Annotated in this window: 23 protein-coding genes; 11 read left to right on the top strand and 12 right to left on the bottom strand. The window is 42.4% G+C overall.

What is annotated here, in order from left to right:
• Positions 1 to 84 precede the first annotated feature (84 nt).
• On the bottom strand, positions 85 to 702 hold the full coding sequence (locus RMX89_RS02950; protein WP_322687861.1) for an FMN-dependent NADH-azoreductase: 618 nt from the start codon (positions 700 to 702) through the stop codon (positions 85 to 87).
• A 147-nt stretch (positions 703 to 849) separates the two neighbouring features.
• Here RMX89_RS02950 and RMX89_RS02945 point away from each other — a divergent pair, with 147 nt between their 5' ends.
• A complete protein-coding gene (locus RMX89_RS02945) occupies positions 850 to 1,203 on the top strand; it encodes a helix-turn-helix domain-containing protein (protein ID WP_322670761.1) in 354 nt (117 codons plus the stop codon).
• 75 nt (positions 1,204 to 1,278) lie between these two features.
• Here the strand turns inward: RMX89_RS02945 and pyrE are convergent, their stop codons facing one another.
• The 3 genes from pyrE to RMX89_RS02930 form a co-directional block, all read right to left on the bottom strand.
• Complete coding sequence (pyrE, locus tag RMX89_RS02940) at positions 1,279 to 1,812, bottom strand: orotate phosphoribosyltransferase (protein ID WP_322687860.1); 534 nt, start codon at positions 1,810 to 1,812, stop codon at positions 1,279 to 1,281.
• Positions 1,813 to 1,894: 82 nt separating this feature from the next.
• Positions 1,895 to 2,797 (bottom strand): DUF3153 domain-containing protein, encoded by a 903-nt coding sequence (locus tag RMX89_RS02935; protein ID WP_322687859.1) that lies wholly within the window; start codon positions 2,795 to 2,797, stop codon positions 1,895 to 1,897.
• A gap of 180 nt (positions 2,798 to 2,977) precedes the next feature.
• Positions 2,978 to 3,520 carry a tetratricopeptide repeat protein gene (locus RMX89_RS02930; protein ID WP_322687858.1) on the bottom strand — a complete coding sequence of 181 codons (543 nt, stop codon included), beginning with the start codon at positions 3,518 to 3,520 and terminating at the stop codon, positions 2,978 to 2,980.
• A 169-nt stretch (positions 3,521 to 3,689) separates the two neighbouring features.
• On the opposite strand from RMX89_RS02930, the gene RMX89_RS02925 reads away from it, so the two are divergent.
• The gene (locus RMX89_RS02925; RefSeq protein ID WP_322687857.1) at positions 3,690 to 4,145 is read left to right on the top strand and encodes a hypothetical protein; all 456 of its coding nucleotides are present in this window, start codon (positions 3,690 to 3,692) and stop codon (positions 4,143 to 4,145) included.
• 71 nt (positions 4,146 to 4,216) lie between these two features.
• Here the strand turns inward: RMX89_RS02925 and argB are convergent, their stop codons facing one another.
• Positions 4,217 to 5,113, bottom strand: coding sequence for an acetylglutamate kinase (gene argB, locus RMX89_RS02920; protein ID WP_322687856.1), 897 nt, complete (start codon positions 5,111 to 5,113; stop codon positions 4,217 to 4,219).
• A gap of 500 nt (positions 5,114 to 5,613) precedes the next feature.
• Between argB and RMX89_RS02915 the strand changes: the two genes are divergently transcribed.
• The gene (locus RMX89_RS02915) at positions 5,614 to 6,237 is read left to right on the top strand and encodes a Uma2 family endonuclease (protein ID WP_322687855.1); all 624 of its coding nucleotides are present in this window, start codon (positions 5,614 to 5,616) and stop codon (positions 6,235 to 6,237) included.
• Positions 6,238 to 6,248: 11 nt separating this feature from the next.
• On the opposite strand, the gene RMX89_RS02910 is transcribed toward RMX89_RS02915, so the two are convergent.
• Positions 6,249 to 6,794, bottom strand: a complete 546-nt coding sequence (locus tag RMX89_RS02910; RefSeq protein WP_322687921.1) for a shikimate kinase — start codon at positions 6,792 to 6,794, stop codon at positions 6,249 to 6,251.
• A 797-nt stretch (positions 6,795 to 7,591) separates the two neighbouring features.
• Here RMX89_RS02910 and RMX89_RS02905 point away from each other — a divergent pair.
• The gene (locus RMX89_RS02905; protein ID WP_322683364.1) at positions 7,592 to 7,786 is read left to right on the top strand and encodes a hypothetical protein; all 195 of its coding nucleotides are present in this window, start codon (positions 7,592 to 7,594) and stop codon (positions 7,784 to 7,786) included.
• Positions 7,787 to 7,805: 19 nt separating this feature from the next.
• On the opposite strand, the gene RMX89_RS02900 is transcribed toward RMX89_RS02905, so the two are convergent.
• From RMX89_RS02900 to RMX89_RS02890, 3 genes are all read right to left on the bottom strand, one after another.
• The gene (locus RMX89_RS02900; protein ID WP_322683450.1) at positions 7,806 to 8,507 is read right to left on the bottom strand and encodes a LapA family protein; all 702 of its coding nucleotides are present in this window, start codon (positions 8,505 to 8,507) and stop codon (positions 7,806 to 7,808) included.
• A 291-nt stretch (positions 8,508 to 8,798) separates the two neighbouring features.
• Positions 8,799 to 9,419, bottom strand: a complete 621-nt coding sequence (locus RMX89_RS02895) for a flavin prenyltransferase UbiX (protein WP_179065018.1) — start codon at positions 9,417 to 9,419, stop codon at positions 8,799 to 8,801.
• A gap of 17 nt (positions 9,420 to 9,436) precedes the next feature.
• Complete coding sequence (locus tag RMX89_RS02890) at positions 9,437 to 11,791, bottom strand: ribonuclease R family protein (RefSeq protein ID WP_322687854.1); 2,355 nt, start codon at positions 11,789 to 11,791, stop codon at positions 9,437 to 9,439.
• Positions 11,792 to 12,819: 1,028 nt separating this feature from the next.
• Between RMX89_RS02890 and RMX89_RS02885 the strand changes: the two genes are divergently transcribed.
• Together RMX89_RS02885 and RMX89_RS02880 are read left to right on the top strand one after the other, a co-directional pair.
• Complete coding sequence (locus tag RMX89_RS02885; RefSeq protein ID WP_322687853.1) at positions 12,820 to 13,704, top strand: hypothetical protein; 885 nt, start codon at positions 12,820 to 12,822, stop codon at positions 13,702 to 13,704.
• A gap of 101 nt (positions 13,705 to 13,805) precedes the next feature.
• Positions 13,806 to 14,660, top strand: coding sequence for a hypothetical protein (locus tag RMX89_RS02880; protein WP_322687852.1), 855 nt, complete (start codon positions 13,806 to 13,808; stop codon positions 14,658 to 14,660).
• A 942-nt stretch (positions 14,661 to 15,602) separates the two neighbouring features.
• On the opposite strand, the gene clpP is transcribed toward RMX89_RS02880, so the two are convergent.
• Positions 15,603 to 16,214 carry an ATP-dependent Clp endopeptidase proteolytic subunit ClpP gene (gene clpP, locus RMX89_RS02875; RefSeq protein WP_322670746.1) on the bottom strand — a complete coding sequence of 204 codons (612 nt, stop codon included), beginning with the start codon at positions 16,212 to 16,214 and terminating at the stop codon, positions 15,603 to 15,605.
• A 478-nt stretch (positions 16,215 to 16,692) separates the two neighbouring features.
• Between clpP and RMX89_RS02870 the strand changes: the two genes are divergently transcribed.
• The 4 genes from RMX89_RS02870 (at position 16,693) to RMX89_RS02855 (ending at position 20,912) form a co-directional block, all read left to right on the top strand.
• Complete coding sequence (locus tag RMX89_RS02870) at positions 16,693 to 16,848, top strand: hypothetical protein (protein WP_322670745.1); 156 nt, start codon at positions 16,693 to 16,695, stop codon at positions 16,846 to 16,848.
• Between the two features lie 356 nt (positions 16,849 to 17,204).
• The gene (locus tag RMX89_RS02865; protein WP_322687851.1) at positions 17,205 to 19,262 is read left to right on the top strand and encodes a thioredoxin domain-containing protein; all 2,058 of its coding nucleotides are present in this window, start codon (positions 17,205 to 17,207) and stop codon (positions 19,260 to 19,262) included.
• Between the two features lie 108 nt (positions 19,263 to 19,370).
• Entirely contained in the window at positions 19,371 to 19,967 is a 597-nt protein-coding gene (locus RMX89_RS02860; protein ID WP_322687850.1) for a molybdenum cofactor guanylyltransferase, read from the top strand.
• A gap of 318 nt (positions 19,968 to 20,285) precedes the next feature.
• Complete coding sequence (locus RMX89_RS02855; protein ID WP_322687849.1) at positions 20,286 to 20,912, top strand: chloramphenicol phosphotransferase CPT family protein; 627 nt, start codon at positions 20,286 to 20,288, stop codon at positions 20,910 to 20,912.
• A gap of 111 nt (positions 20,913 to 21,023) precedes the next feature.
• Here RMX89_RS02855 and RMX89_RS02850 read toward each other — a convergent pair whose 3' ends face one another.
• Together RMX89_RS02850 and RMX89_RS02845 are read right to left on the bottom strand one after the other, a co-directional pair.
• Positions 21,024 to 22,520 carry a family 10 glycosylhydrolase gene (locus RMX89_RS02850; protein ID WP_322687848.1) on the bottom strand — a complete coding sequence of 499 codons (1,497 nt, stop codon included), beginning with the start codon at positions 22,518 to 22,520 and terminating at the stop codon, positions 21,024 to 21,026.
• A 212-nt stretch (positions 22,521 to 22,732) separates the two neighbouring features.
• Positions 22,733 to 23,116, bottom strand: coding sequence for a hypothetical protein (locus RMX89_RS02845; protein ID WP_322687847.1), 384 nt, complete (start codon positions 23,114 to 23,116; stop codon positions 22,733 to 22,735).
• A 718-nt stretch (positions 23,117 to 23,834) separates the two neighbouring features.
• Here RMX89_RS02845 and RMX89_RS02840 point away from each other — a divergent pair.
• Positions 23,835 to 25,493: a tyrosinase family protein gene (locus RMX89_RS02840; protein WP_322687846.1), complete on the top strand. Its 1,659-nt coding sequence runs from the start codon at positions 23,835 to 23,837 to the stop codon at positions 25,491 to 25,493.
• The last annotated feature ends 189 nt before the right edge of the window (positions 25,494 to 25,682 follow it).

Genomic DNA, 25,682 nt, shown 5'->3' with positions numbered 1-25,682 from the left:
CTCCTGCCTTCTGCCTTCTGCCTCCTCCTTCCCAATGCCCAATGCCCCATGCCCAATGCCCAATGCCCAATGCCCCGTATCACATTACCACTGAGTAATCAAATCTTTAATTGCTGCTCGTGCTTCTGATAGAGATTGGGTACGAGCATCACCTTCATTCAGGCTATTAGCGTTAATAAATTGAATGTCTGTAAGCCCAATAAAGCCGAAAATCGTCCGCAGGTAGGGTTCTTGGAAGTCGTAGGCAACGGCTGGGGAGGTGGCGCTAAAGTCACCGCCACGAGCTGTAATGATAACTGCCTTTTTACCTTCGACTAACCCTCTAAAACCTTGAGCATCTAAGGCAACAGTCCGGTTAATGCGAACGATTTGGTCGATGTAAGCCTTAAAAGTGGAAGGTATATTGAAGTTATACATTGGCACTCCAAAGACGTAGCGATCGCCTGCCAAAAACTCATCAACCAGTTCGTCAGAAATCCTAATTGCCTCAGTTAATTCTGGAGTATGGGTTTCTGGTGGTGAAAATGCCGCCGCAATCCAAGCTTCATCAACGTGAGGAACTGGGTGATGCCCTAAATCTCGATAGGCGATCGCATCTTCAGGATGTGCTGCCTTCCAAGCACTGACGAATTCCTTAGATAATTCTCTAGAGTGCGATCGTTCACCACGGGGGCTGGAATCAATATGTAGAATGTTTACCACAAATATCTCCTGATTAACTAGGATTTCTGCTTTTACTTTTTTTAAATCTTTATTTCAAAGCATTACATCAGATACTAAAAGTAACTAGTTACTAAAGTAAAGTAGTTACTATAAAGTAACTATTGGATAATTTTGGCTAACTTATCGATGTCTGCTTCTACAAATCCTGATGCTTGCCCAATCAGTATTTTGATGTCCTTATTATCGGGCCCCTGGACAATGTACATACTATGGGTGTTGTGTAATCGCGGGCCTACTCGTTTTGGTGCATTGAAGCGCCAAGTAGAAGGCATATCAACCAAAATGCTGACAGAAAGACTGAGGATGCTGGAAGCAGCAGAAATTATTTATCGCCAGTATGAACCAACTATCCCACCTCAAGTCACTTACGGTCTTACAGAACGCGGACAGGAACTCATTGAAATCCTTCATCAACTCAATGGACTTGCTGAACGTTGGTATGGCAGCGAACAACGAGAACATAGCAATAGTAATGTTTAAGCTGAAATTACACAAGTTTTATCTCAAACCTAAGTATTTTTAGAACTATTGTCTAAAATATTTTAATTGTGGGCTTCAAGACAGTTCCATCCATACTGAAAGCTCTTCCATATCAAATAGAGGAAGTTTTTGAATACCAGCTTTTTCGAGGCTGTTGTCTTCCGTTCTTCCGCGCCAGATTACGCAGAGTACAAAGTCCACGATCGCTCCCTGATTACGCAGTGCTTCGGTACTTTTTACAACTTGACCACCTGTTGTAATCACGTCTTCAATGATACACAATTTTTTCCCTTGGATATCAATTCCTTCTGCTAGCTTCTCAGTACCATATTCTTTTTTTGTCTTCCGAACAAAGACAACTGGTAATTCAACTTCTAATGAAATTGCTGTTGCTAAAGGAACTCCTCCTAATTCTAGTCCTGCTAAAATTTCTGTTCCTGGTGGAATCTTTTTTACCATTTCTTTAGCTAACTGCTTCAGTAACAAAGGATTAGATTCAAACTGATATTTATCAAAGTAATGGTCAGATATCTGACCAGAACGTAACCGAAACTCGCCTTTCAAATAGGAAACACGAACAATTTCTTTGGCTAATTCGCTATGACTCATTTTTACAAAAAGCTGGGGAAAAGGTAAAAAAGCCGATGGAAAATGCATCGGCTTCGCTAACAATATTTAACAGATAAATAGTCTACTGTTCCTGGATTGCTGCTACTTTGGGAGGAAACTGAATTCTGGGATCTGGCATGAAATTATATCTCAAGTACAATCCTCCTGAGACAAACAGAATAATTAACAACCCACCAATACCAAGGGGGCTAGGAAGCCAGAAAACAGCTTCTATGTGGTTTAGCTCACCAGGCTGGAGTTTCCACACTAATTTATTGCCATTTTTTTCTGGCTCAATTGCAGTTTCAGTTAGTCGAATATTTTTGGCTCCCCAAGGAGTCTTTAAACTAAATTCCAAATCGAGAATTGAACCAGCATTAGCTAGGACGTTACCTTTGCTAGCGATTAGAGAGAGCGATCGCAAATCCAAATCATAAATCAACCGATTTCGGACTAAAAGTAAAAAATTATTCTCCTCCAAGAGGACGTTTGATTCAATTTTCGGCAGTCCTGAGTCAGATTCGCTCTGTACAGACTCAGAGGGTTGATTCGCACGGGAGTTAAAGAATTCGTTGAACTTCTCTTGCAATTCCCTACCACTGCTAAAAGGAATTGTGACGATGATTTCTTCTGGGGAAACTCGCTGTGCTTTACCCTCAAGTTCACGGGCGCGGCGTTCTATGCTCTTTAACCACTCGTACACCGAATCGCCGCTAAAACTGGTTAGCCGTTCTCCCAACTTAATATGCTGTACTAGTTCGCCACTATTTGAGTTGTCAAAGTTAAGTCCCACATCGTACTTCACACAGCCAGTCAGTAGGAGAGATGTTAACAGCACTAGCCAAAGAATAGGATTTCGGATGGGAAAGACGCGGTTCATTCGATTTCGACCATTCAGTCGTAAGGGCAATTTCAGATTTGCCAACACAAAATTAAACGATCTGACTAACCACAAGAAAATCTTTCCGAAAATTGAAGAATTCATAACTATAAATCTCCCCAAAAGTCAACAGATTTTGGATTTTAAATTTTGGATTTTGGATTGACCCCACCGATAAGCGGATAAAGCTCAAAAATTTTAAATTTTGGATTTTGGTTCATGCCTCAACCCTTCTGGGTGAAGCATAAACCACAAGAATCTAAAATCCAAAATCCAAAATTATTATCAGCCAGGAGTTCCGGAAAAATTCAACCAAACCAAGTACGAGATGGTTAAACCAATGGCAATTAGCGCCACCCAGATAAAGCGATTATCTCTGGTATTGACCTGACTGAGGTCAACGAATTCTGGCTCGGCAGGTTTTGGCTTTTGCTCCCCAGAAGATTTTGAAGACTTAGCAGGTACAGAAATTTTGAGTTCATTATCGGCTAGTGTGCCCAAATCGGGGATTTCGGTCATCCATTCGCTGGGTCTTTTCAGCTTTGGTGCTTTTAAGATATAAAGCATCCGCCGCGCTTGTTTGCCAATTTCAAAATGAGCATGGCGTTTGAGTCTTTCGCAAAGAGCGATCGCATCATCCGTGCGTCCAGCCGCTTCATAAGCTGTCACTAGATGAATTTCTACTTCGCCCCCAAGACGAGAATTACGAGCTAATAAAGCGCTGGCCTTTTCTAAATTTTCTACGGCTTCACGGTATTGCCCATTCTCAAAGGCAACTTTCCCAGCCTGGTAGCGGGTTTTAGCAATTTCTAGACTTTCTGTACTCACGTCTTATACAAAAATTAGCACTATTTTCATTTTGCCAATGCCAGCAATCTTTTTGGAATCTTTTCAAAAGCTGGCAATCTGAAAGTGGATAAACTTCTAAAATTTAACTAAGTAGCTGCGACTATTTTCTGATTAAAAATTCTGGTATCAAATGCAGGTGAGCAAAATTATGTTGAAAATCAAGCATTCGCAACTGAATTGGCTCTTAGCAGGTATGACTTTAGCAGTGATGGGTGTAAGCATTGCTCCAGCTTCCGCCCAGCGCGCGTTCGTGATTGATAGTGGTTATGGAGTCAGGCGATCGCATTCCGCCGAGCGTGTGTTCGTAAATGATGGTGGTTATGATTATGGAGTCAGGCGATCGCCTTCTGTGGGTTCCTTTATTTATGGTAGTCCGATTCCCACACCTATGCTTGTAGACCCAACAACAGGACTGATACCACAACGCAATAATTACCGCGATTATTCCTATCCCCAGTTTAGGCAAAACGTGAGAAATTTCACGCCGATCAATCCAACAATTCGAGATTCAACCCTAGTTAATCCAGTAATTATCAATAATTCATGGCCTCGTACACCATTTAGCGGTGGGCGATCGCGGGTTATTATTACCTATCCCCGGTAGAGTAGGGAGATGAGGGGATAATAAGAACTCTTTACTCCTCACTCCTCACTTCTCACTCAGCACTCGGCACTCTAATAGGTAAACTGCGAACCGAGAATCATCGTCCCAATCCCAACATCAGTAAAGATTTCCAGTAACAGCGCGTGGGGAATGCGACCATCGATGATGTGTGCGGCACGGACTCCTTGAGCAAGCGATCGCACACAGCAATTCACTTTGGGAATCATCCCACCGCTAACTATACCATCAGCAATCAACTCGCGGGCTTCACGAATATCTACTTTCGGAATCAAAGTAGATTGGTCTTTGTAATCTTTTAAAATTCCACTGGTGTCGGTCAGTAAAATTAACTTTTCTGCACCTAATGCAGCAGCGATTTCCCCGGCTACGGTATCGGCGTTAATGTTATAAGCTTGCCCCGTCTCGTCTGCGGCGACACTAGACACTACCGGAATATAGCCATTGCTAGCGAGGGTTTCCAAAATCTTGATATTTACATTGCTGACTTCTCCCACAAAACCAATGCCTTCTTGACCTTGGGAACGGGCAGTAAATAGATTACCGTCTTTACCACAAAGTCCGACAGCCAAACCACCAGCTTGGTTAATTAAGGAGACAATTTCTTTATTAACTCGACCAACTAAAACCATTTCCACCACATCCATTGTGGCGGCATCAGTGACTCGCAGACCATTCTTAAATTGTGGTTCGATGCCCAGCTTATCTAACCAACTGTTAATTTCTGGGCCACCGCCGTGTACTACAATCGGACGCAAGCCCACGCAGGATAAGAATACAATATCGCGGATAACTTTGTCTTTGAGTGTGCTATCTTTCATTGCCGCGCCACCATATTTGACAACAACAGTGCGACCGGCGAATTGTTGAATATAAGGTAGTGCTTCGCTGAGTACACGTACACGAGTGGCTTCAGCTTGCCTGATGTATTCAGAATCGTTGACCGTCATGAGGAGCCTAACAGAGAGAGTTAAAACCTATTTCAGTCAGTGTAGAAGACTTTGTACCTTGTAACAATATCTCATAGCTGCCAAGAGCAAAATAAGCTTTTTGGGTTCTATCGATCCCTTTATGGAGATTTAACACTAAAATGCCAGGATAGTAGGCAGCGTCACCCACAACTTAATAAAGCGCAGGTTTTTGGGGTTGCGTAGACGCTTTGCGGCTTGCTATCAGACATCGCGCATCGTAAGCGCAAACCGAATTATTGGAAACAAACAAATAATTTTATTTAGGGCTAATCTCAGATGCTAACTCAGCACGATAAAAACATACATTTAATTCTAAGAAAAAATTCATCTGTCCTAAAACAAGGGGAGCATTTCTGTCTCTTGTCCAAGCAAAAGCTAATTCCACATTTGGAAATTGTTCGACTTGTTGCTATCACAACCAATGCTCTTGCTTCAAACCTCTAGAATTGAAACCATTCGGCTGAAGCTAGGGAATGAAAATGACTACGCTGCTAATTCAAACTGAAAGCACACCCCTAACGGTAAATTTCCCCTCCCTTGTGCAGATGACAAATGAGCAGTTCTATGAATTCTGCCAAGCCAATGGAGATTTACGAATTGAGCGTACTGCCAATGGGGAAGTCATCATTATGCCACCAGCTTTTTCAGATACGGGCAACCGTAACTTTAACATTGCTGCACAGCTTGGGAATTGGACTGAACAAGATGGCACTGGCATAGGCTTTGACTCCAGTACAGGTTTTACGCTACCTAATGGAGCGATGCGTTCCCCTGATGCTTCTTGGATTGAACTGGAGCGCTGGAACGCCTTAACAGATGCACAAAAAGCCTCATTTGCACCAATTTGTCCCAGCTTTGTAATTGAGTTACGCTCCTCTAGCGTAGGCGTAGCCCGTCGTAGACATCGCCCGATCAAATTACAAGAGAAAATGCAGGAGTACATCGATAACGGTGCATCACTAGGCTGGTTAATCGATCGGCAAAATCGAAAAGTCTACATTTATCGTCCGAATCGAGAAGTTGAAATTTTGGATAATCCCGAAGCAGTTAATGGTAATCCAGAATTACCAAGATTTATCCTACGGATGGGCAAAATTTGGTAATTTGAGTCTTCTTAATGAGAAACTTGTGTTTTGAGAACGCTAGGAATTGCCTCAAGTATTCGCTTGGCAACGTCTTCAGGTGTATCTCCCTCTTGCTCGGTGATGTGCAAATCGGCTTGAGAATAAAGTGGTGTTCGTTGTTCGAGGAGCGATCGCAACTTAGCTTTAGGATCGATATCTTGCAGCAGTGGTCTTGTGGTATCCTCAGCTAAACGACTGTAAATTATCTCCACTGGCGTATCTAGCCACACTATCAAACCGTGGTGCAAGTAACCCCAATTTTCTCGCCGCAATACAATGCCCCCACCGGTTGCGATAGTCAACTTTGTAAAAGCACAAATTTGTGAAAGTACGTCACTTTCTAACTGGCGAAACCTGGCTTCACCAACTTCTGCAAATAATTGATTGATAGATTTACCTGTTGCTTGGACAATGACACCATCGGTATCTACAAACCTATAACCCAGTTCTTTTGCTAGTAAGCGCCCTACTGTCGTCTTACCAACGCCCATAATACCAATTAAGTACAGGTTGACTCCTTGTAATAAGCTGCTCACCAGTTGCTTCGCTCCAATTATAAGTTTTGAGTGCTGAGTCACAGCTTTAAATTATAAACTCAACGATTCAATCTAGGACTTAAAAATACGGAGTTTGATACATAATCGCGCAAACTCTAATAGTTTACTACTACAACTTGATGCCGATATTAGTAATTTCCGCAGGCATACAAAAACAAAATAAACCTCAATAAATTTATTTTCAACAGATATCAAAGTTTTTCACTTTGTTTCTCTCAAATTTACTTATAACTTTTCTAACTTCCAATTATTTTTAAAATCTGCAAATTCATCTTCTATTTTAAGAGGAACGAAATGACATAATTACCGTTATTAATCTATTTAAAGTAACTTAGGCAATAAATTAACGATTCTTCTGTGAAATTACCATCAGTAATAACTCATCAATTTCTTAGGAATGTAGTAATTTACCTGAAGTAACTAGGTAATTGCTGTATAGTAATGCCTATGCTTAACCAAAAAATTAACCTAGCTTGTTTGAAACTTTATTTAAACAATATCTGTCTATCTGAATAATCAGGGTTTTTACTCTGATGGTTAATTTTAAGTATACATAATACTGTGTTTCTAACAGCACAGGGTCGTTATTCTAAAAGTTCAGTTATAACAAGACCCGCTCAATTAAATGTTTCTAATAAAGGTGTAAATAATGACTGATTTACCGCGATCGCCCAAAAAAACCTTGCAAAAAAATTGAAATTTCGACACAAAGACTACTGCATATTCCACCCCAATAAGCCTGAATGAATAAATATTGTATGAATGAGGTGTCAACCATGACTCGAATTCGTGACGTTGTAGAAAGAGCTTTAGTAACTGGTTATTTGACAGTTGAAGCTGAAGATCAACTACGACAACTGTTGACTACCCGATATGACTTGGAAGATTTTAATGCTTTCATGATTTTGCAAGAAGCTGCCATGACTGGTAGGGTCAAGCAGGAATCTAGAGAACGGTGTGGCATTAAATAGAGATGTAGCCTGCTACATCTCACCGACGGGGGCGTTTACCATCATCTTCAAAATCATCATCATCCTCAAAAAATTCCCAATCATCATCATCGGCTTGATTGGTAGTTGGCGGCTGGTAAGGGGGGATAATTACTCGGTAATCAGCATCGTAAATTGATTCAGTTTTTCCCGCAGCCGTATTTTTTGGCTCGCGGTAGCTGTAGGAGTAAACTGAACCAGACCGAGAAGTGCTTTTGGCTTCTGATTGACGTTCGTAAGTTGTTGAGTCTTTAGGTTGTTGAGCTTGAGAATTAGGAATAGGCACTTCTTCTGACTTTTCATCAAAGTTCCAATCATCATCTCTACTGCTATTTGTCTCCCAATCATCAAATCCCTCACTGCTAGACTCTTCTCTTTTACTAGCTGGTGGTGGAGGACTGGCAGGGCGAGATGTCGGTTCTTCTCTTTGGGTTGCCTTCGCACGACTTGAAGGGGCGGTTCTTCTGTTAGGAGTTTGGCGTTGTCCTGCTACAAAATAATTGGATAAATTAAATAAGGTAGCAATCAATATCGATGTGAAAGCACCAGTGGCAGTACTGAACAAAATCCATATCGCTAGTGGTAATGGTTGAGTTCGCACGCCCAAAAATACTAGCGATAGGGCAGGTGAGAAATTTTGGACTAATAACAGCGTTAGTCCTCCCAGTACTGCCACCAATAGAATTAAGCGAATTACAGCCATAGCAATTTTGTCAGTTGTCAATTATCAGCAGTCAATTATCAATAGTCAGCGATCGGTCTAGTTATTCTTCACTAATTACTGTTCGCTGACTACTGACACTATCAGCCATCTCTATCATTACCTTTTTAAGACTATTGTGAAATTTACAATAGACTTCTTGGCATTTGTCGGGGTAAAGGTGAAGGGGAAAAGGGTAAAGAAACTCAAAACCCTTCCCCTTTAACCTTTACCCTTTTCCCTGTCTTGGAAAAATATATTTTTGCAAGAGGTCTAATAAATCTACTCAGGGTATTAGCGACGACCTTGCCACCGCTGAATTGGGATACAGTCAATATCTAGTTGATCTAAAGCACGGGCAACTACAAAATCAACTAAATCCTCAATGGTTTGGGGATTGTGATACCAGGCGGGAATAGCGGGGACAACTCTAACTCCAACTTCTGCTAAAGAAGTTAAGTTACGCAGGTGGATGAGGCTAAAAGGCGTTTCACGCGGGACAATAACCAGCTTTCGCCCTTCTTTGAGTTGGACATCCGCTGCCCGTTCTAGTAAATCGGAACTCAAGCCAACCGCTAGCTTTGCTACTGTACTCATGCTGCATGGAATAATCATCATCCCCAGAGTGGCAAAGGAACCGCTGGCAATTCCGGCTCCGACATCGCTCCAAGGATGACACCGGAGTTTACCGGCAAGTGCAACACCAGCTTGCTCTCGCCAGAATTGTTCTTGCCCGGTTGGTTCTGGTGGCATCCGAATTTCCTGTTCTGACTGCCAAACCATGTAAGTTGATTTAGAGGCAACTAATTCAATGCTATACTCCGCTTCTAGCAAAAATTTGATCGCGCGAACAGCGTAAATCAGACCAGATGCGCCCGATACGCCTAAAATTAAAGGTTTAGTGTTATTTGACACGTAACTTCTAGTGGATTTTACTCGTCCTCAGAGTAAGGATCTAGGTCATCAGGCTCCATATCATTTGGTAAGTATAGGTCTGAAAGGTCGTCACGAGAATCATTGCCAGTTAAACCTTTGGCGACGCCATCGCTGCCTACTGTTACCAAATCAATTTGCTGACGGTAGTAATCGACACTCTTAACTTGGACGGCGACGCGATCGCCTAGTCGATAAGAAGCGCGATTTTTGCGCCCAAACAGTGCCTGTTGTCTGGCGCGATATTCATACCAATCATCTTTGAGAGAACTGACGTGTACCAATCCCTCTACCCGCAAAGGCACACCATGATTAGTGCTGGACTCCACCTCAGCCGCAGGCACTTCAATTTCCACAAAGAAACCGTAGGATTGAACCCCGGTAATCACGCCTTGAAATACCTGACCAATGCGTTGCTTCATCAGTTGGGCTTTTTGCAGTCCGGCTAAATCGGCTTCGGCTTCTTGGACTTCTTTTTCTCGGTCGTTGATTTGAACAATTACCCTGGTCAAATCGCTTTGCAGTTCTTGTTGCAATTCTGGGGGTAAAACGTTCCAGTTAATTTCCTCGTGGCTAGAAGAGTGGCGTAGGTTAACCCGCTCTCTGACACGGGTATTGCGGCGATCGCGTCCGTTTTCTAGTAGCGTGTAATACACTCTCTGCATCAGCAAATCTGGGAACCGCCGCAAGGGAGCGCTAAAGTGGACATATTGCGGTAATGCCAGACCAAAGTGAGATCCTTTGGTGGTACTGTATGCAGACGGCTTCAGTGTATCTTGTAACAAGTAAGTAAGAACTTGCTCGGAGGGAGATTCAGCAAAAGCTGTGGTCAAATGTTGGTAATCTAAGGGTTGGATATCAACTTCTGGATCTAATGTGAGGTCAACGCCTAAATTGACTGCCAATTTCAGCATTTCCTGGACATCTTCAACATCAGGAGTACCTTGAACTCGCCAGATAGCCGGAACACCAAGGGCGTTTAAGTGAGTTGCAAACAGTTGATTAACTAATAACACCAACTCCGTGAGTAGCGATCGCACTGGTAAATCATTCACCACCACAGCGCCGAGAATCCCCTCATCATAATAGGCGTTTTGGCTAGGCGGCAGATTCAACTGGAGGCTACCACGATTTAACCGTACCTGTTTCACGGCAGTTTGCAAGGCTTGGAGGTCTTGCAGGATTTGGAAAACCTGTGATGATTTATCTTCAACTTCACCTGTGAGAATTGCTTGGGCTTGTTCTGTAGTCAGTGCAGTTTCGACATTAATTACACTGGGTTGAATTTCCCATTCCAGCACTTCTCCCGATTGGGGATCGATGGTAATTAAAAAAGAGATGGTTAAGCGATCGCTCCCAGGTACTAAAGAACAGCGTTCTGCTACTGCTGGGGGCAAGATTGGTAACACCAATTCTCCTAGATATACTGATTTGCCCCGTTTGAGTGCTTCTCTATCTAAGGCTTCATCAGGTTGGACATAGTGAGAAACATCGGTGATATGAACGCCCAAAAGCCAATTTCCAGCTAAGTTTTTTTCTAAACTAAAAGCGTTTTCTATAACTTTGGTATCGCTATTTACTCCTTCAATCGTGAGAGTAAACAAATTACGTAAATCTAGCCGATTTTTCAGGTCTGCTTTCAGGAGCTTTTTGGGCAACCTCGCAGCTGCTTCTAGAACATTATCTGGAAAAGTCCGGGAAAGGTCGTGTTTGCACGTAACTAAATCTATATCAGCAGCGGCTTCGGCATCGCTACCGAGGATTTGCACCACTCGACCAAGGGGAGGATATTGTGCCAACGGGTAACGCAAAACTTCCACATGAACCAGATGATCGATCGCTTCTTCTAACTTCGCCCCGTTAGGTTGAATCTTGAGTTCAAACAGTAAGCGATCGTCTAAAGGCACAGCCCGAAAACCAGTTTCTACCTGCTTGATTCGTGCCAGTAAAGTGTGGTTAGAGCGTTCGAGAATCAGCTTCACCTCACCTTCGGGAGAGCGACGGCGACTGCCTTCTTTGAGAACTCTCACCAAAACGCGATCGCCATTCCAAGCATTGCTCAGATGACTTTCGCGGATGTAAATATCCTCGGCTCCTTCCACATCTTGAATAGCAAAGCAAAAACCTTTACTAGAACAACGGAGTTTTGCCTCGATTATTCCCTCTTCTGAGACACGGCGGTACTTGCCCCGTTCCTTCACTAAAATACCGATTTTTTCCAGAACATCTAAGGCAATGTGAAGTTTTTGTAAACTTTTTTCATCTTCACAGCCAAGTTTCTTTTCTAAAACCTTCCGAGCTACCAATTTATCATCGGTGAAATTGGCAAGGAGTGTAGCGATTGAAAATTCCATGCAGTGAACCGACCTTTGGTCAAAACATCATTTGTTGTTTAATCTGGTTCATTTCTGTATACCCTCACGGCTTACAGAAACAAGCTGGAAACTAATTGCTCTGAAGCAAGCTTCCTAAGTTCTAAGGAAAGGAAGCCCGACCCAGTAAGAGGGGGAAACTACTCCCGCAGTTCCTTTGCAAAGAAGCCGACCCACGGACAACTCTGGGCGTTTACAAACTTCTCACTGCACGATGCTCTCAGAATTCGCCTGCGTTCAAGTCCCTTCACCTAACCAAACTTAAGATTGCACACCTGATTAAAATTTAGCCCCGCTAGTTAATTACGCGACGGGTTTTTAAGAAGCTGGGTTTAGAGAATCCATACTGCCCAAAAGCGCTATGCAAGGGAGCCACTGCGGTCTTTTCCAAGGGGAGACGCTAAAAGCCTTAGCGAGTCTGCGAGCGTCTGGGGTCTCCCCAAGACCGCACTGCCGTCAAGTGGCGTGGAAACTACAGGTGTTTGATTGTCTAGAGAGAAGGTAATTTTACGCCATTAAACTCTGATTTTTAACTAGGAGGAACTGCTGGTGAACCCAATTTTCCCACATGTAGAATCGGTAACAATTAGGTAAGCAGCTTAATAAGCAGCGAGGGCGAACCTTATCTCCATTATTGTAGATTTAGAGCGCACTTCCAGAAAATAGTTCTAGATATAGACTTGGGTAATCAGTATAGCATTGCAAGCAAGACTACCCAGATAAGTTAGCACTGACCAAAAATTTCGTCAAAAAAGAGCTACTGCTACAATTGGGACACCAGGCAAAGTAAGAATATCACCTTGACGGCTTAGAGGAGAGAATTATACCTACTCATCGCCTGCCAAGAAGCTGATAATACATAGTAGGCAATTAAAAATGAATAAATGCAATATTGGCAGGCATCCTGGGTATCGAGTGGATGTAAATTAAAGTAAGGGCAGCTGATAGAGCTTAAACATACAAGCAGTATCAACGCCGTTATTAAAAATATTTAGATTGGTAGCAGTATTATGTTGGCTCAATTCCAGAGCTTGTATCCCAAAGGCAGTTTGATTTCTGAATTAGTGCAAATTTTTCAAGGAAAATATATTGTTCGGGCAAGCGTGCAAATTGAAGGCGTAACCCGTGCTACGGGTATGGCAGCAGCAGAAACAGTCGAAGCAGCAGAAGACCAAGCTAGAACCAGGGCACTGATAGTTTTGGGTATTACAAACGCGCCACTAGAATCAGTGGCGTTGACCTCAAGTCCAGTTTCCCCAGCACAGCTAAATCCTGACTTGAATACTAAAGGTGGATTGAGTGAGCCTGCTGCTTATTCCTCGGCCAAAGATAAGGATTTTGTTAGTAGTCAGTGGCCAGCAGTCAGCGACAAAGAAATCTCTATACCGCCTTCCAAAGAACGGAACATCAAACCAGAAGTAGTAACAAATAGTAAGGAACAATACGGGTACAGCAATGCTGCGCCTCTAAACGATACCTATAGTCAGGATTTAGGTCAAAACTTTCCGATGACTGCCAAGCAGGAGCTAGAATTCGATCCGCCAGTTGAGAACTTGGAAATAAATTTTGATAACCAGCCAGAAAATCAAACCTTTCCGGCAATTTCTGCCAACAATGTCACACCATTTACACCCCGGAGTTACAGTCCTCAAGAAAATGTCGCTACCCCGTCAGTGACAGGAAAGAGAAAGAAAAAAGCTGAACCAGTGGATTTATCAGATGTAATTGCTAAAACAGATGTCGAACTTCAGCGTTTAGGCTGGACACCAGAACAGGGACGGGAGCATCTGATTGAAACCTACGGTAAGCGCGGGCGGACTTTGCTGACTGAAGAAGAATTACACGGATTCCTCAAATACTTACAATCTCAGCCAGACCCAATAGCGGGATTTTGATTAGTCATTTGTCATTTGTCATTTGTCATTGGTCATTAGTCATTTGTAAGGGCTAATGACTAATAACATAGGCTCTTGAAACAGTAAGGAAGCTATGACCTGTGAATTTTTCTGAAGTAATTGCTCAAACAGACGTTGAAATGCAGCGACTAGGGTGGACAATAGACCAGGGACGGGAACATCTCATAAAAAATTATGGGAAGCGATCGCGAACTTTACTGACACAATTAGAATTACTAGACTTCCTTCAATACCTTGAATCTCAACCATTAAATCGAGTTGTGAGTGCCAAAATTAATGTTGACATCGAACAGTTATGTTGGATGGAACAGCAGGGACAAATTAATTCTGAAATCGAACGGTTATGTTGGATGAAAGAGGAGGAACAGGAGTATGTTACAACAACTTCTAGCAAGCAAAGTCAGAATTCGCCTACTCAAGAAGAACTATTAGAATTACTCAAATATTTTGAAGCTCAACCTATAGTAGAATACCCCAGCAATCTTGATGCAGAATATGAAGAGTTCCAAAATTTCTCTACATACTCAGAAGAATCAGACAATGTAATTACTAGAATATCTTCTGAGGATTTATCTCAGATATTGGCTAACACCGATGTCCAAATGCAGCGTTTAGGCTGGACAACAGAACGGGGACGGGAGCATCTGATTAAAACTTATGGTAAGCGATCGCGTACTTTGCTGACAGAAGCAGAATTACTAGACTTCTGGCAATACCTTGCATCCCTTGCATCTCAACCAACACCAGCAGATTTGTCGGATGTAATTGCTAAAACTGATGTCGAAATCCAGCGCTTAGGCTGGACACCAGAACAAGGACGGGAACATCTGATTGAAACCTATGGTAAGCGCGGGCGGACTTTGCTGACTGAAGAAGAACTACACGGATTCCTCAAATACTTACAATCTCAGCCAGACCCAATAGCGGGATTTTGATTAGTCATTTGTGATTCTTCATTTGTAATTAGGAGTTACGCACACTCTACGAATTCTCGGCGCTCTTCTTTTCGATACGCTGCGCGTTGGCGTCAGCCTCTCACAGAGAAGGTGGTTCGATAAATTAAGCTTTTTAGCAATTTTTGCATAACTCCTAGTAATAACTAATACGAATTTGCCAAAGATAGTATTATTTGAGCGGAAATAAAACTGTGATTAACTATGCCTCGTGTGCGAATTGAAATTGTACCGCACCTGGGCTATCCAGAATTGATTCGTCTAGTAGTACGCCTTGGGAACGCAAGCGGGGTAAAGGGTAAGGGGAAAAGGGACTCATGTTTTTAATCCCTTTCCCTTTCCCCTTTAACCTTTCCCCAACCTCCACAAGCGCATTTTTGGGTTGGCAGAGTACTAGAACTTATGCATTGACAAAGTAGACAATTAGTGAATTGCTTGGTATTATTTAGTCACAAAAAGTTTGTTTTGATAACATCGCTCTACTCCAGCAAACTAGTTTTGAGGCTAGTGTAAAGCGACAAATTATGGTTATTCCCAACTTTTGACGATCCTATGTCAGGATCGAAATGTGTATCTTCAGACAATCAAAAGTTGGAATTTATTCAATATCTGCTACCGGATTGAGACTACCTTCATCTCGACAAATAGGATCTTGACCCTTTCAAATCGAGTTTTTACAGCTATTTTCAGGTAAATGAACCACAAATAGGCCTCACTTCCATTCCTCTCTCCTACGAGGAGAGAGGCTTTGATTTTCTCCCCAACGCTAGTAGGGAAGGGGCTGGGGGTTAGGTCTCATAATTGTGGTCTAAATACATAAAAACTGCTGTAAGTCAAATAACCCCTCTTCAGTTATGAAAAGGGGTTATTTTTAGGGTTTAAGGAAATTAAAAGTGGTAAATCATCATTTACCAATCGTGACTATTAATTAAGAACAGCAACTGCTGGGCGGCTACCAGCGGCGTGACGGTCAATCACTTGGTCAATCAAACCGTAGTCTCTGGCTTCTTCTGGCGACATGAAAAAGTCACGTTCAGTATCTTCAGCAATGCGCTCAATTGGTTGACCTGTATGTTCAGCTAAATAGTCGTTTAGCCGCCGCTTATGGTACAGAATTTCCCGCGCCTGAATTTCAATATCAGTCGCTTGTCCTTGAGCGCCGCCTAAAGGTTGATGAATCATAATCCGAGAATGGGGTAGACTCATCCGCTTACCTTTAGTACCCGCGCTGAGGAGAAAAGCACCCATACTCGCTGCTAATCCGGTACAAATTGTACAGACATCAGGGCGAATATGCTTCATAGTGTCAAAAATGCCCATACCAGCCGTCACCGAACCACCGGGAGAATTGATGTACATATAAATGTCTTTCTCCGGGTCTTCAGCATCCAAATACAGCAGTTGGGCAACAATCAAGTTGGCAATATTGTTATCAACTTGTTGTCCCAAAAAGATGATGCGCTCACGTAACAGCCGTGAGTAGATGTCAAAGGCGCGTTCACCTCGACCCGATTGTTCAATAACGATAGGAATCATGGAAGCGTGTTTGTGGCTACTTTAAATACATTTTATCGGTGACAGCACGAAACTGGGGCTGATCTCTACTATTGCTAAGTAGATATAAGTAAATCTTGGCTATTCTGTCTGATTCACCAAAGGAGCAAAATCTGCTTTTGCAATAGATTCAACCTCCAAGGGCACTTTTTAGCGACAAAAGCTGTCTAAGAAAATATTCCGGTTTAGGGAAGAATAAATCAAAAAACTTCAATTGTCGCCAATCTTATATCTCGGACTTTGCTGTACAACCTTGGCGATGTATTGATTAAACCGATAACCGAAATCCGATTTGCTTAGGAAATTATGTTAACTACCAGTAACATTTTAAACATTTTTTTAGGATTTCCTTCGGCATTTATCAAGTTATTTTTGTTAGATTCGGTAAATCGGGAGTACGAGGTGTATTTAGAATAACCAGTCACAGTTGAAATGCTATCCATTCAGAGAGAGACGTGCCATGCTGGAAAAACTTATGCAAGCCGCCATCATCACCTTCTTGCTCCATCTGATAGCAGGACTTAGCCCAAATACTTTAATACAAACAAAGACAGCATCACCTGTGCGAGAAACACCACCAAATATTGTTAGCTTGCTATTGCGATCTTTTCAATAAAAATGTTTCATAAGTTGTAGTGGTGTAAGTAAGTAGGTGTAGATAAACCCAATTATTAGGGACTGAGAAAAAATAAATTATCCAAAATTATTTGTAGATTTGTAGGGGCACAAAGCCTTGCACCCCTACGTTCGCTGAAAGTCCCTTATATGTCCCTTATATAAGGATAATTAATTGCCTTGTAATTAGCGCTGACTACAAAACTGCATTTTTTTACACCAACTTACTTAGGCGAGATTAAAAATAAAGGGATAATTCGCTCGTTGAATTTCTTACTTAATGTATATAGCTGTCTAGGCTCACACTCCTAAGAACAGGGTAGACTGAGCAAAGAAGGCAACTAATTGCATTTAATCATGACTAATCGCCTTGCTGAAGCTAAGAGCCTCTATCTCCGCAAACACGCCGAAAACCCAATTGATTGGTGGCCTTGGTGTGATGAAGCACTTGCAACTGCAAGGGCGCAAAATAAACCGATTTTTCTTTCCATTGGCTATTCTAGTTGCCACTGGTGTACTGTCATGGAAGGCGAGGCTTTTTCTGATATTGCGATCGCTGACTACATGAATACCAATTATCTTCCCATCAAAGTAGACAGGGAAGAAAGACCTGACCTCGATAGCATCTATATGCAAGCTTTGCAGATGATGAGCGGTCAAGGGGGTTGGCCTTTAAATATTTTTCTTTCCCCAGAAGATTTAGTGCCCTTTTACGCTGGTACTTATTTTCCTGTAGACCCGCGCTATGGTCGTCCGGGATTTTTGCAGGTGTTGCAAGCCCTTCGCCGTTATTACGACACCGAAAAAGCAGAATTACAGCAACGCAAAGCCTTAATTATTGAGTCTCTGCTCACGTCTGCGGTATTGCAAGACGGTACAACAGATGAGCTTGAAGACCGGGAATTACTCCGCCAAGGTTGGGAAACCAGCACAGGTGTAATTACTCCTAATCAATCTGGCAATAGCTTTCCGATGATTCCCTACACAGAATTAGCGCTGCGGGGAACTCGATTTAATTTTGAATCTCGCTATGATGGCAAGCAAGTTTCTACCCAGCGAGGACTAGACTTAGCGCTAGGGGGCATTTATGACCATGTAGCCGGTGGTTTTCATCGCTATACTGTTGACCCGACTTGGACAGTACCCCACTTTGAAAAAATGCTTTACGACAATGGACAAATTGTCGAGTATCTGGCTTCTTTATGGAGTGCAGGAGTACAAGAGCTAGCCTTTGAGAGGGCGGTTGCTGGAACTGTACAATGGCTGAGGCGGGAAATGACTGCGCCTGAAGGTTACTTCTATGCTGCTCAAGATGCCGACAGCTTCACTGTTCCCACGGCAGTAGAACCAGAAGAAGGAGCCTTTTACGTCTGGAGTTACAGCGAATTACAACAACTGTTAACGCCTGAAGAATTAACGGCATTACAACAGCAGTTTACGGTGACGCCTAACGGCAACTTTGAAGGACGTAATGTTTTACAAAGAAGGAATTCAGGTCAACTGAGTGTAACGCTGGAAATGGCACTGAGTAAGCTGTTTACCGTCCGTTATGGCGTTAATTCTGAGTCACTAGAAACTTTTCCCCCAGCTCGTAACAACCAGGAAGCAAAAACTACTAACTGGCCAGGTCGCATTCCCTCGGTGACAGATACAAAGATGATTGTCGCCTGGAATAGCTTGATGATTTCTGGGCTGGCTAAGGCTGCTGGGGTTTTTCAAGAACCGTTATATCTGGAATTAGCAGCACGAGCGGCGAATTTTATTTTGGAAAATCAGTTTGTCAATGAACGTTTCCAGAGACTCAACTATCAAGGAGAAGCAACCGTTTTAGCGCAGTCTGAAGATTATGCTTTGTTTGTTAAAGCTCTCTTGGATTTACAAGCTTGCAACCCAGAGCATAAGCAATGGTTAGAAAATGCGATCGCTATCCAAAATGAATTTAACGAATTTCTCTGGAGTGTAGAATTGGGTGGTTACTATAACACATCAAGAGATTCTAGTCAATATTTAATTGTCAGAGAGCGCAGTTACGCTGATAATGCGACACCATCAGCTAATGGAATTGCGATCGCTAACCTTGTGCGTCTGGCCCTACTCACCGATAATCTAGATTATTTGGATTTAGCGGAACTTGGTTTGAAAGCTTTTAGGAGTATAATGCATCGCGCTCCCCAAGCTTGTCCCAGCTTGTTTACAGCTTTGGATTGGTATCGTAACTCTACCTTGATTCGCAGCACCACTGAGCAAATCAACGCTTTGATCCCCAAGTATTTACCCGCAGCTGTGTTTGCCATAATATCTGATTTACCAGAGAGAAGCGTTGGGTTAGTTTGCCAAGGTTTGAAGTGTCTGGCACCAGCAGAAAGCGTAGAGCATTTATTGCAGCAAGTGGAGAAAAGTCAAAATAGGGCATAGGGCATTGGGCATTGGGCATTGGGCATTGGGCATTGAATATGTATTATTCTCCTCTCTAGTGCCTAATCCTCAGTTACTAGTACCCAGACCCCAATTCGATCTATAACTATGACGACCAGAAGCGAATTAACAGCGATTGTGTTAGCTGGGGGTAAGAGTTCTCGGATGGGTCAAGATAAAGCCTTGATTTCCATTCAAGGGATACCATTGTTGCAGCGAGTTTGTGGGATTGCTCAAAGCTGTGCTGATACAGTTTATGTAGTAACTCCCTGGCCAGAACGCTATCAAGACTTGCTTTTGCCTGGTTGTCAGTTTATCCGAGAAGTGCCTTTGTCTGGAGAATCTTTAGCCCACGGGCCTCTAGTTGGATTTGCTCAAGGGCTAGCCGAAGTCGAGACAGAATGGGTGCTGCTGCTAGCTTGCGATTTACCGAGGTTGCGGGTTGAGGTGTTGCAAGATTGGATAACTCAACTCGATCGCGTGGGGGATAATGCGATCGCAGCTTTAGCTTATCATCCCAAAGGTTGGGAGCCTCTGTGTGGTTTCTATCGCCGTCGCTGTCTGCCACAACTCCTAGAGTTTATCAACCAAGGCGGGCGATCGTTTCAGCAGTGGCTTCGGCAATATCCGGTAGAAGTTTTGCCCTTAGAAGAACCCGAAATGCTATTTAACTGTAATACACCAGAGGACTTGGCTTTAAATTGAGTTGAAAAGTAGGGACTTAATCGTGAACTGAACCTGCCGAAACTTTGGTAATAAAGTCATTTTTCGGACAATCGAACAGAATTCAAGAGTCCTAAATTCATTCTGAATTCTGTAGAACTGGCGGATAGCGCAGCGTAAAGCCTTCTCTTTTCCCAAAAGTAAATGCACTCGCGTTCGAGAGGCTTCTCTTTCAGAGACGCTACGCACAGCGTCTTGATTCTGAATTCTAAATTCTGACTCCTGAATTCTTGCCTATTCAACGTTTTAGCCCTAACGTGGAACTGCTAACTATATGTATTAAGGATGCTAGGAGGAATCATGGGGCAGACACAGGAGTTAGGACAGATTATCATCCTGAATGGTGTCCCGCGATCGGGGAAGTCGAGCATTGTCGCAGTGATTCAGGAGACATTTGATGGTCTGTGGATGAATTTGGGTGTTGATAGATTTATGCAAATGACTCCCGCACGATACCTGCCTGGGATCGGTTTGCGGCCAGGGGGAGAACGCCAGGACATCGAACCCTTTGTTCCCATTCTTTACAGTGCTATGTATGAGTCTATCGCTGCCCACAGCCGTTTGGGTCTGAATGTCGTGGTTGATGTCGGACACCATGACGCCTACGCAATAAAGCGGGGTATTCTGGCTGATAGTGCCCGACGTTTGAAGGGATTGCCGGTTTTGTTTGTAGGCGTTCACTGCCCGATCGAGATCATTATGGAACGACGACAAAACACCGGGTCGAATGTGGGAAGTACAGCTGACTCCCCAATACCACATCCGGTTCAGTTATGGCAACGTGAAGTCCACATCCCTGGCATCTATGACCTTGAAGTTGATACCTCTTTGTTAAGCCCAGGTGCGTGTGCTGAGATAATACGCCAGTACCTCGCAGATAGTCCAGCACCCTCGGCATTCCAACGACTCGCTACACACTATACTTAAGCTGTAGTTATGATGTTAACTATATTTAGTATGAATTTGTAAAGTGTGTGATTCTATCAGTTAAAAGTTAAAAGGGAAATTCAATCCCTTTTTACTAATTCTGCAAAAAGTCTACTTAACTCGACAGAATTTGCGATCGCTATCATTCTGAGGATATTGCCAAGAATAGGCAAAGTGGCTAACTCCCTTCAGTTGGGGGGCAAATTGCCGGAGTGCCTGCATTTGCACCTCTAGGGATGGACGATTACTAACAGATTTTCCCCACTGACCGGCTAAAGCTGGGATTATCTGTGTACCTGGTTTTGCCATACTCAAAACCCTTTGCACTTGCGACACGATACAACTGGCATTACCGCAATTCCCATAAGCCATAGGATGCCATTCTAATGTATTGGGGAAACGATCCCAAGGTTGTAAACGGGAATCATACCCTTGTCCAACAGTTTGGTTGCCATCAGGAAAAAACACCACTCCTGTAGAAACACCTTGCTGCTTTGCAGGGTAACTAGCGATGGTGACAAAATCTAGAATTCCTTGCATAGCGTGGGCAACGGCAAGCTGCCACAACTCCCATTGTAAAACTGGTTGTCTATCGGTTGCAGGCAGGATTGACTTTTGCGCTAGTGGGATGCGTCCTTGCCAAAGGGGTTCTCCTTCCTGGGGATAAAGCTTATCAACTTCAGCTACATCTCCACGAGTGACGAATCCCTTACTCAAAAAGCGGCGAATCAAGTCCAGCCCTTTGTAATTCTGTGCCCGTTTAAATAAAGCTTCTTGGGTTGCGGGACTAAATAGCCATAAATCTGAAACTTTAGTGGCGATAGAATCACTTCCAGCTTGGCGAGGATAACGCACGTAATCCAATAGCAAGCCATCTGGACGACGGCGTAAAACTTCTTGTACCAATTTGTAGTAGTCTCGTTTTGCTTGTGGGTTGTAGGGGTCGATAAATAGTTGAGAGCCATTATCTACCACATATAAACTTGTTTGACCTTTGCCATTACGAGCGATCGCACTTTCTCTATCTGGGCGCTGGGCGTAAGTATAGCCGAAATTTGTGGTAAACATCCAGGCATAGACCTTCAAACCACGTTGCCGACCTTTTTTAATTGCCGTAGCGAGTATATCAATATTTTCTGCCCCTGGAGTGCGAATTACAGCAGGCCAAACCGTCGGGTTAGCTCTTGCTGGTAAAAGTACCTGCCCATCGTAAAATACTTCTATATAAACTTGGTTATAGCCACGATTAACAATGCGATCCATAATCTGATCGATTATTCCTGGCTGAACGTCACAGGGATACAAGCGTAACCAAAGGGCTTGGGTTTGCGGCCAAGTTCGAGAGCGACATTGCTTTAATTTCTGCGCCTGTTCTTGTATTATGCTTTGGTAGCGCGTTTGAGCATCTTGTTTGCCTTTAAGCGCTGACAAACGTAAGTTTTCTTTTTCTTGCGCCGCAGCTGATGATAACTGACAATACTCAGTTACTTGCGCCTTTGCTGGTTCGCTTCCCAAGTTGGGTAGCAAAAAACTACTAGTAAAAACAACAGCAAATAAGCGCCGCCAAAATAATATCGATCTTGCAAAGTTCAAGGGACGGTTAGACATATCTAGCAGTAGATGGACACAATAATCATCGGCCCCAACTTAGATAATTGTGGGCAATGTGTATCAAAATTTATAGTTCAGTAACAAAGATTTTGAAACCTACTTTTTCAAGACTCCTAAACACGTATTTCTGTTGCCATATTTTTTATAAGCTGTTCCACATTGAAATTACATTAAGGAACTGACAAAAAATAAATTATCCAAAATTATTTTTACATTTCTAGGGGTTCTAGACATTGTACTCCTACGTTCGCAAAGCATCCCGCAGGGATGGGATGTTTTTTAAACTGGAAGTTGCTAACTGAGCTGGCTTTCCAGCCCACTACAAAAGTTTGAGAAAATTTAGATATGTAAAATAATAAACTCTCTGACTCAGTAACTAACTTGGATGCACCTTCAGCTTCAGCTATAACTTTAATCGACTGCCATTGACTAGGCAGAACAGTTGGCTCTGTGGCGATTGGTATAGCACCAATGCATTCACTACTAAGCTCACTGTTGATTAACCCTACCACAAATAGCGGTCTGTTATCGGGATGAATGGCTCTAGGGAGCGTGGGTTTCGCCGCTTGGGGAACTCCAAATTGTGCAATCAACGCTACTTCTTCCTTCCTTGTCTTTCGGAGGCTTACGCAAAATAGCTCTCAAACTCTATATTCCCCTAGCTCCATCAAAGTTCTGAGTGAAAAAAGCTGCCACTCAGACTTCTCTGTACCTTGGAGCAGTTATTTCTCAAAAATAAGATGCAGCCGAAAGTTAACCATTCAATCTCCACCCACTATCAATCAATACAGTTCAGAATGAGCAAGAAAACCCAGATGTAGAGACGCAATAAATGGCGTCTTGAAAGACCAATTATCTACACCAATAACCCTTAAGCCAAGCATATTGTACTATCAATACTGCTTAGGCTAAAGCATTTTTAACTTGGAATTGAGTTTAGGTTAAAGCTTTTTTATTTTTCCTTTTACTTTTTCTCAAAACCTACACAGTATTGACCCGCTATGTTTAGAAGTCTTAAGTATTTTGTTAAATAGAATAAACTCTGGACACAATAAATACATAATTATTTTTTTCTGATTTAATAAAATATGACATACTGTCATACTTAATATCAATGTATATTCCCCATTTAAAAACTCTGATAAATTAGTAGTTTTTTGTTGTGAGAGGAATATTAGCATTTTGCCTAAGTAGCAGCTGGAATCAAATACTTATTTTTTCTAGCTGAATCAACTCGAAAATATTTAAAAATGCGGAATATCTTAGATTATATCCGTATATTGCTGTGCTACTCAAACTCTCAATAAAATTATGAAGAAATTATTGATCGCTTTGATTTTAGCAATATTTACTACTGTCAGCATCCTGCTAGGGCCAAGTAAAGCCTATGCCCAATCTTTCCAGCCAAATGTCCAAGGTGTGCAGATCAAGCAGATAAAATATACTCGCAGTAGTGTTTTCTCTGAAAAAGGTAAAAAGGATTTAAACTCATTGGCAAATGCCTTGGCACAAATGCGAGCTTTGGCCTGTCAAGATTCTAAAAGTTGGTATTACCAAGGTGCAATCCATTGGACTCCAGGTTTGAGTAATTTTCCCCAGAGTAACTCACTCTGTAACAAATATACTGAAGCTGCATTCAACGATCCACAGCAGCAACAAGAGGTACAAAAACTGTTAGAGGCTTGGCAACATTGCACTCATGGAAGACAAGATCAAAATTTAAACTTACCCATAGCTCAAATTGCTGGCAAGAACTTTTTACCTTGGCATCGACTTTACCTAGTTTACTTTGAAAAAATTGTTCGTAAACTCTCTAAAGATCCTCAATTTGCAATTCCATACTGGGACTACACTAGGGCAGACAAAAGAACCATGCCACCGGAATTTATCACATCTAGCTCTCTATATACAAACTTGAGAAATAGTGTCCTCAATTTTGTTGGTGGAGCGGTTGAACAAATCGAACAACAACAGATTAAGAAGGATAAAAACAAAGCATACAAGACTAATATTTTTAATCAATCGCCTCTCAATTTTAGTAATCAAATTGAGAATTCACCTCATGGTGAAATGCATGGTTACATAGGTGGTGATGTTGGTGATGCAGCCAATCCTATCTGGAATAATCAGCCTGCTCCCGCTCAAATCGGGCTAATGGGAGATGTTGGTACTGCTGGATTCGATACTATCTTTTGGATACATCATTCTAGCATTGATCGCTATTGGGAGTCTTGGCAAAAAGCACCAACAAACCCAGAACAAAAAGAAGCTAGACAAGCGAAACCGGAGGATTTGCCCCTACCATCGAATTTAGCCCCAATCTATACCTTTGCTGATGAAGATGGTAATCTAGTGAGTCACAACACTCCTCAATCAGTCATTGATGCAGTTTATAGTGTGGACTATAAATACGATCGCCTAGATCCAGATGCAAAAGTAGCACTTGTTAAAAGCGTTGTCATAAAACCAACAGAATTGAGGGCTAGACTAGCCTCACCCGTTTCTGTTCTGGCTGATGGGCAACAACTTCATCAGAGCTTAAATAAATTGACAGATGTGACTGTGCCATTATCTACTCCTCTGCAAAAAATTCCAGTATTCTTAGACGCTCGGACTGCAAACGAATCTGTGGGACAGGAATTATATTTGTTGGAAGTTAAATTGTCTTTCACAGAAAAACCAATCGGCAACTATAACGTCTATGTCAATTTGCCCCGTACCAAGTCGATCTCTAGCATAATCAGCGATATAGATCGCTACTATGTTGGTTCTGTTAACTTCTTTGATGTGCATGGCGAAGATGCAAACAGTAAAACCTTTGTTTTTGATATCACTAAAGAAGTGAATGCACAGTTATCTGAATTGAAAGAGCCTCAAACAGAAAATATAGAGGTAAAGTTTGTCTCAGATAGTACTGCTCGTTCGCAGGAAATTTACATTGAGAATATTACGCTACGCAAATTAGCGTAACTAAAATCTGACTTATATAAGCAGTTTGAAAGACTTTAAGTGAATTCAAGGCGATCGCGTTTATCTCGCTTCAATTATATGAGGTATGCGATCGCTTTCATCTATTTGTCACTAAGCTACTGAATTTGCCAACAACACCATTCTGTTATCTTTGCAGTAAAATTTAATAAACAGTAAGTAACTATTGAC

The sequence above is a fragment of the Nostoc sp. DedSLP04 genome (genome assembly GCF_034530775.1).
Lineage (GTDB): Bacteria > Cyanobacteriota > Cyanobacteriia > Cyanobacteriales > Nostocaceae > Nostoc.
This window is presented reverse-complemented; position numbering and strand designations above follow the sequence as displayed.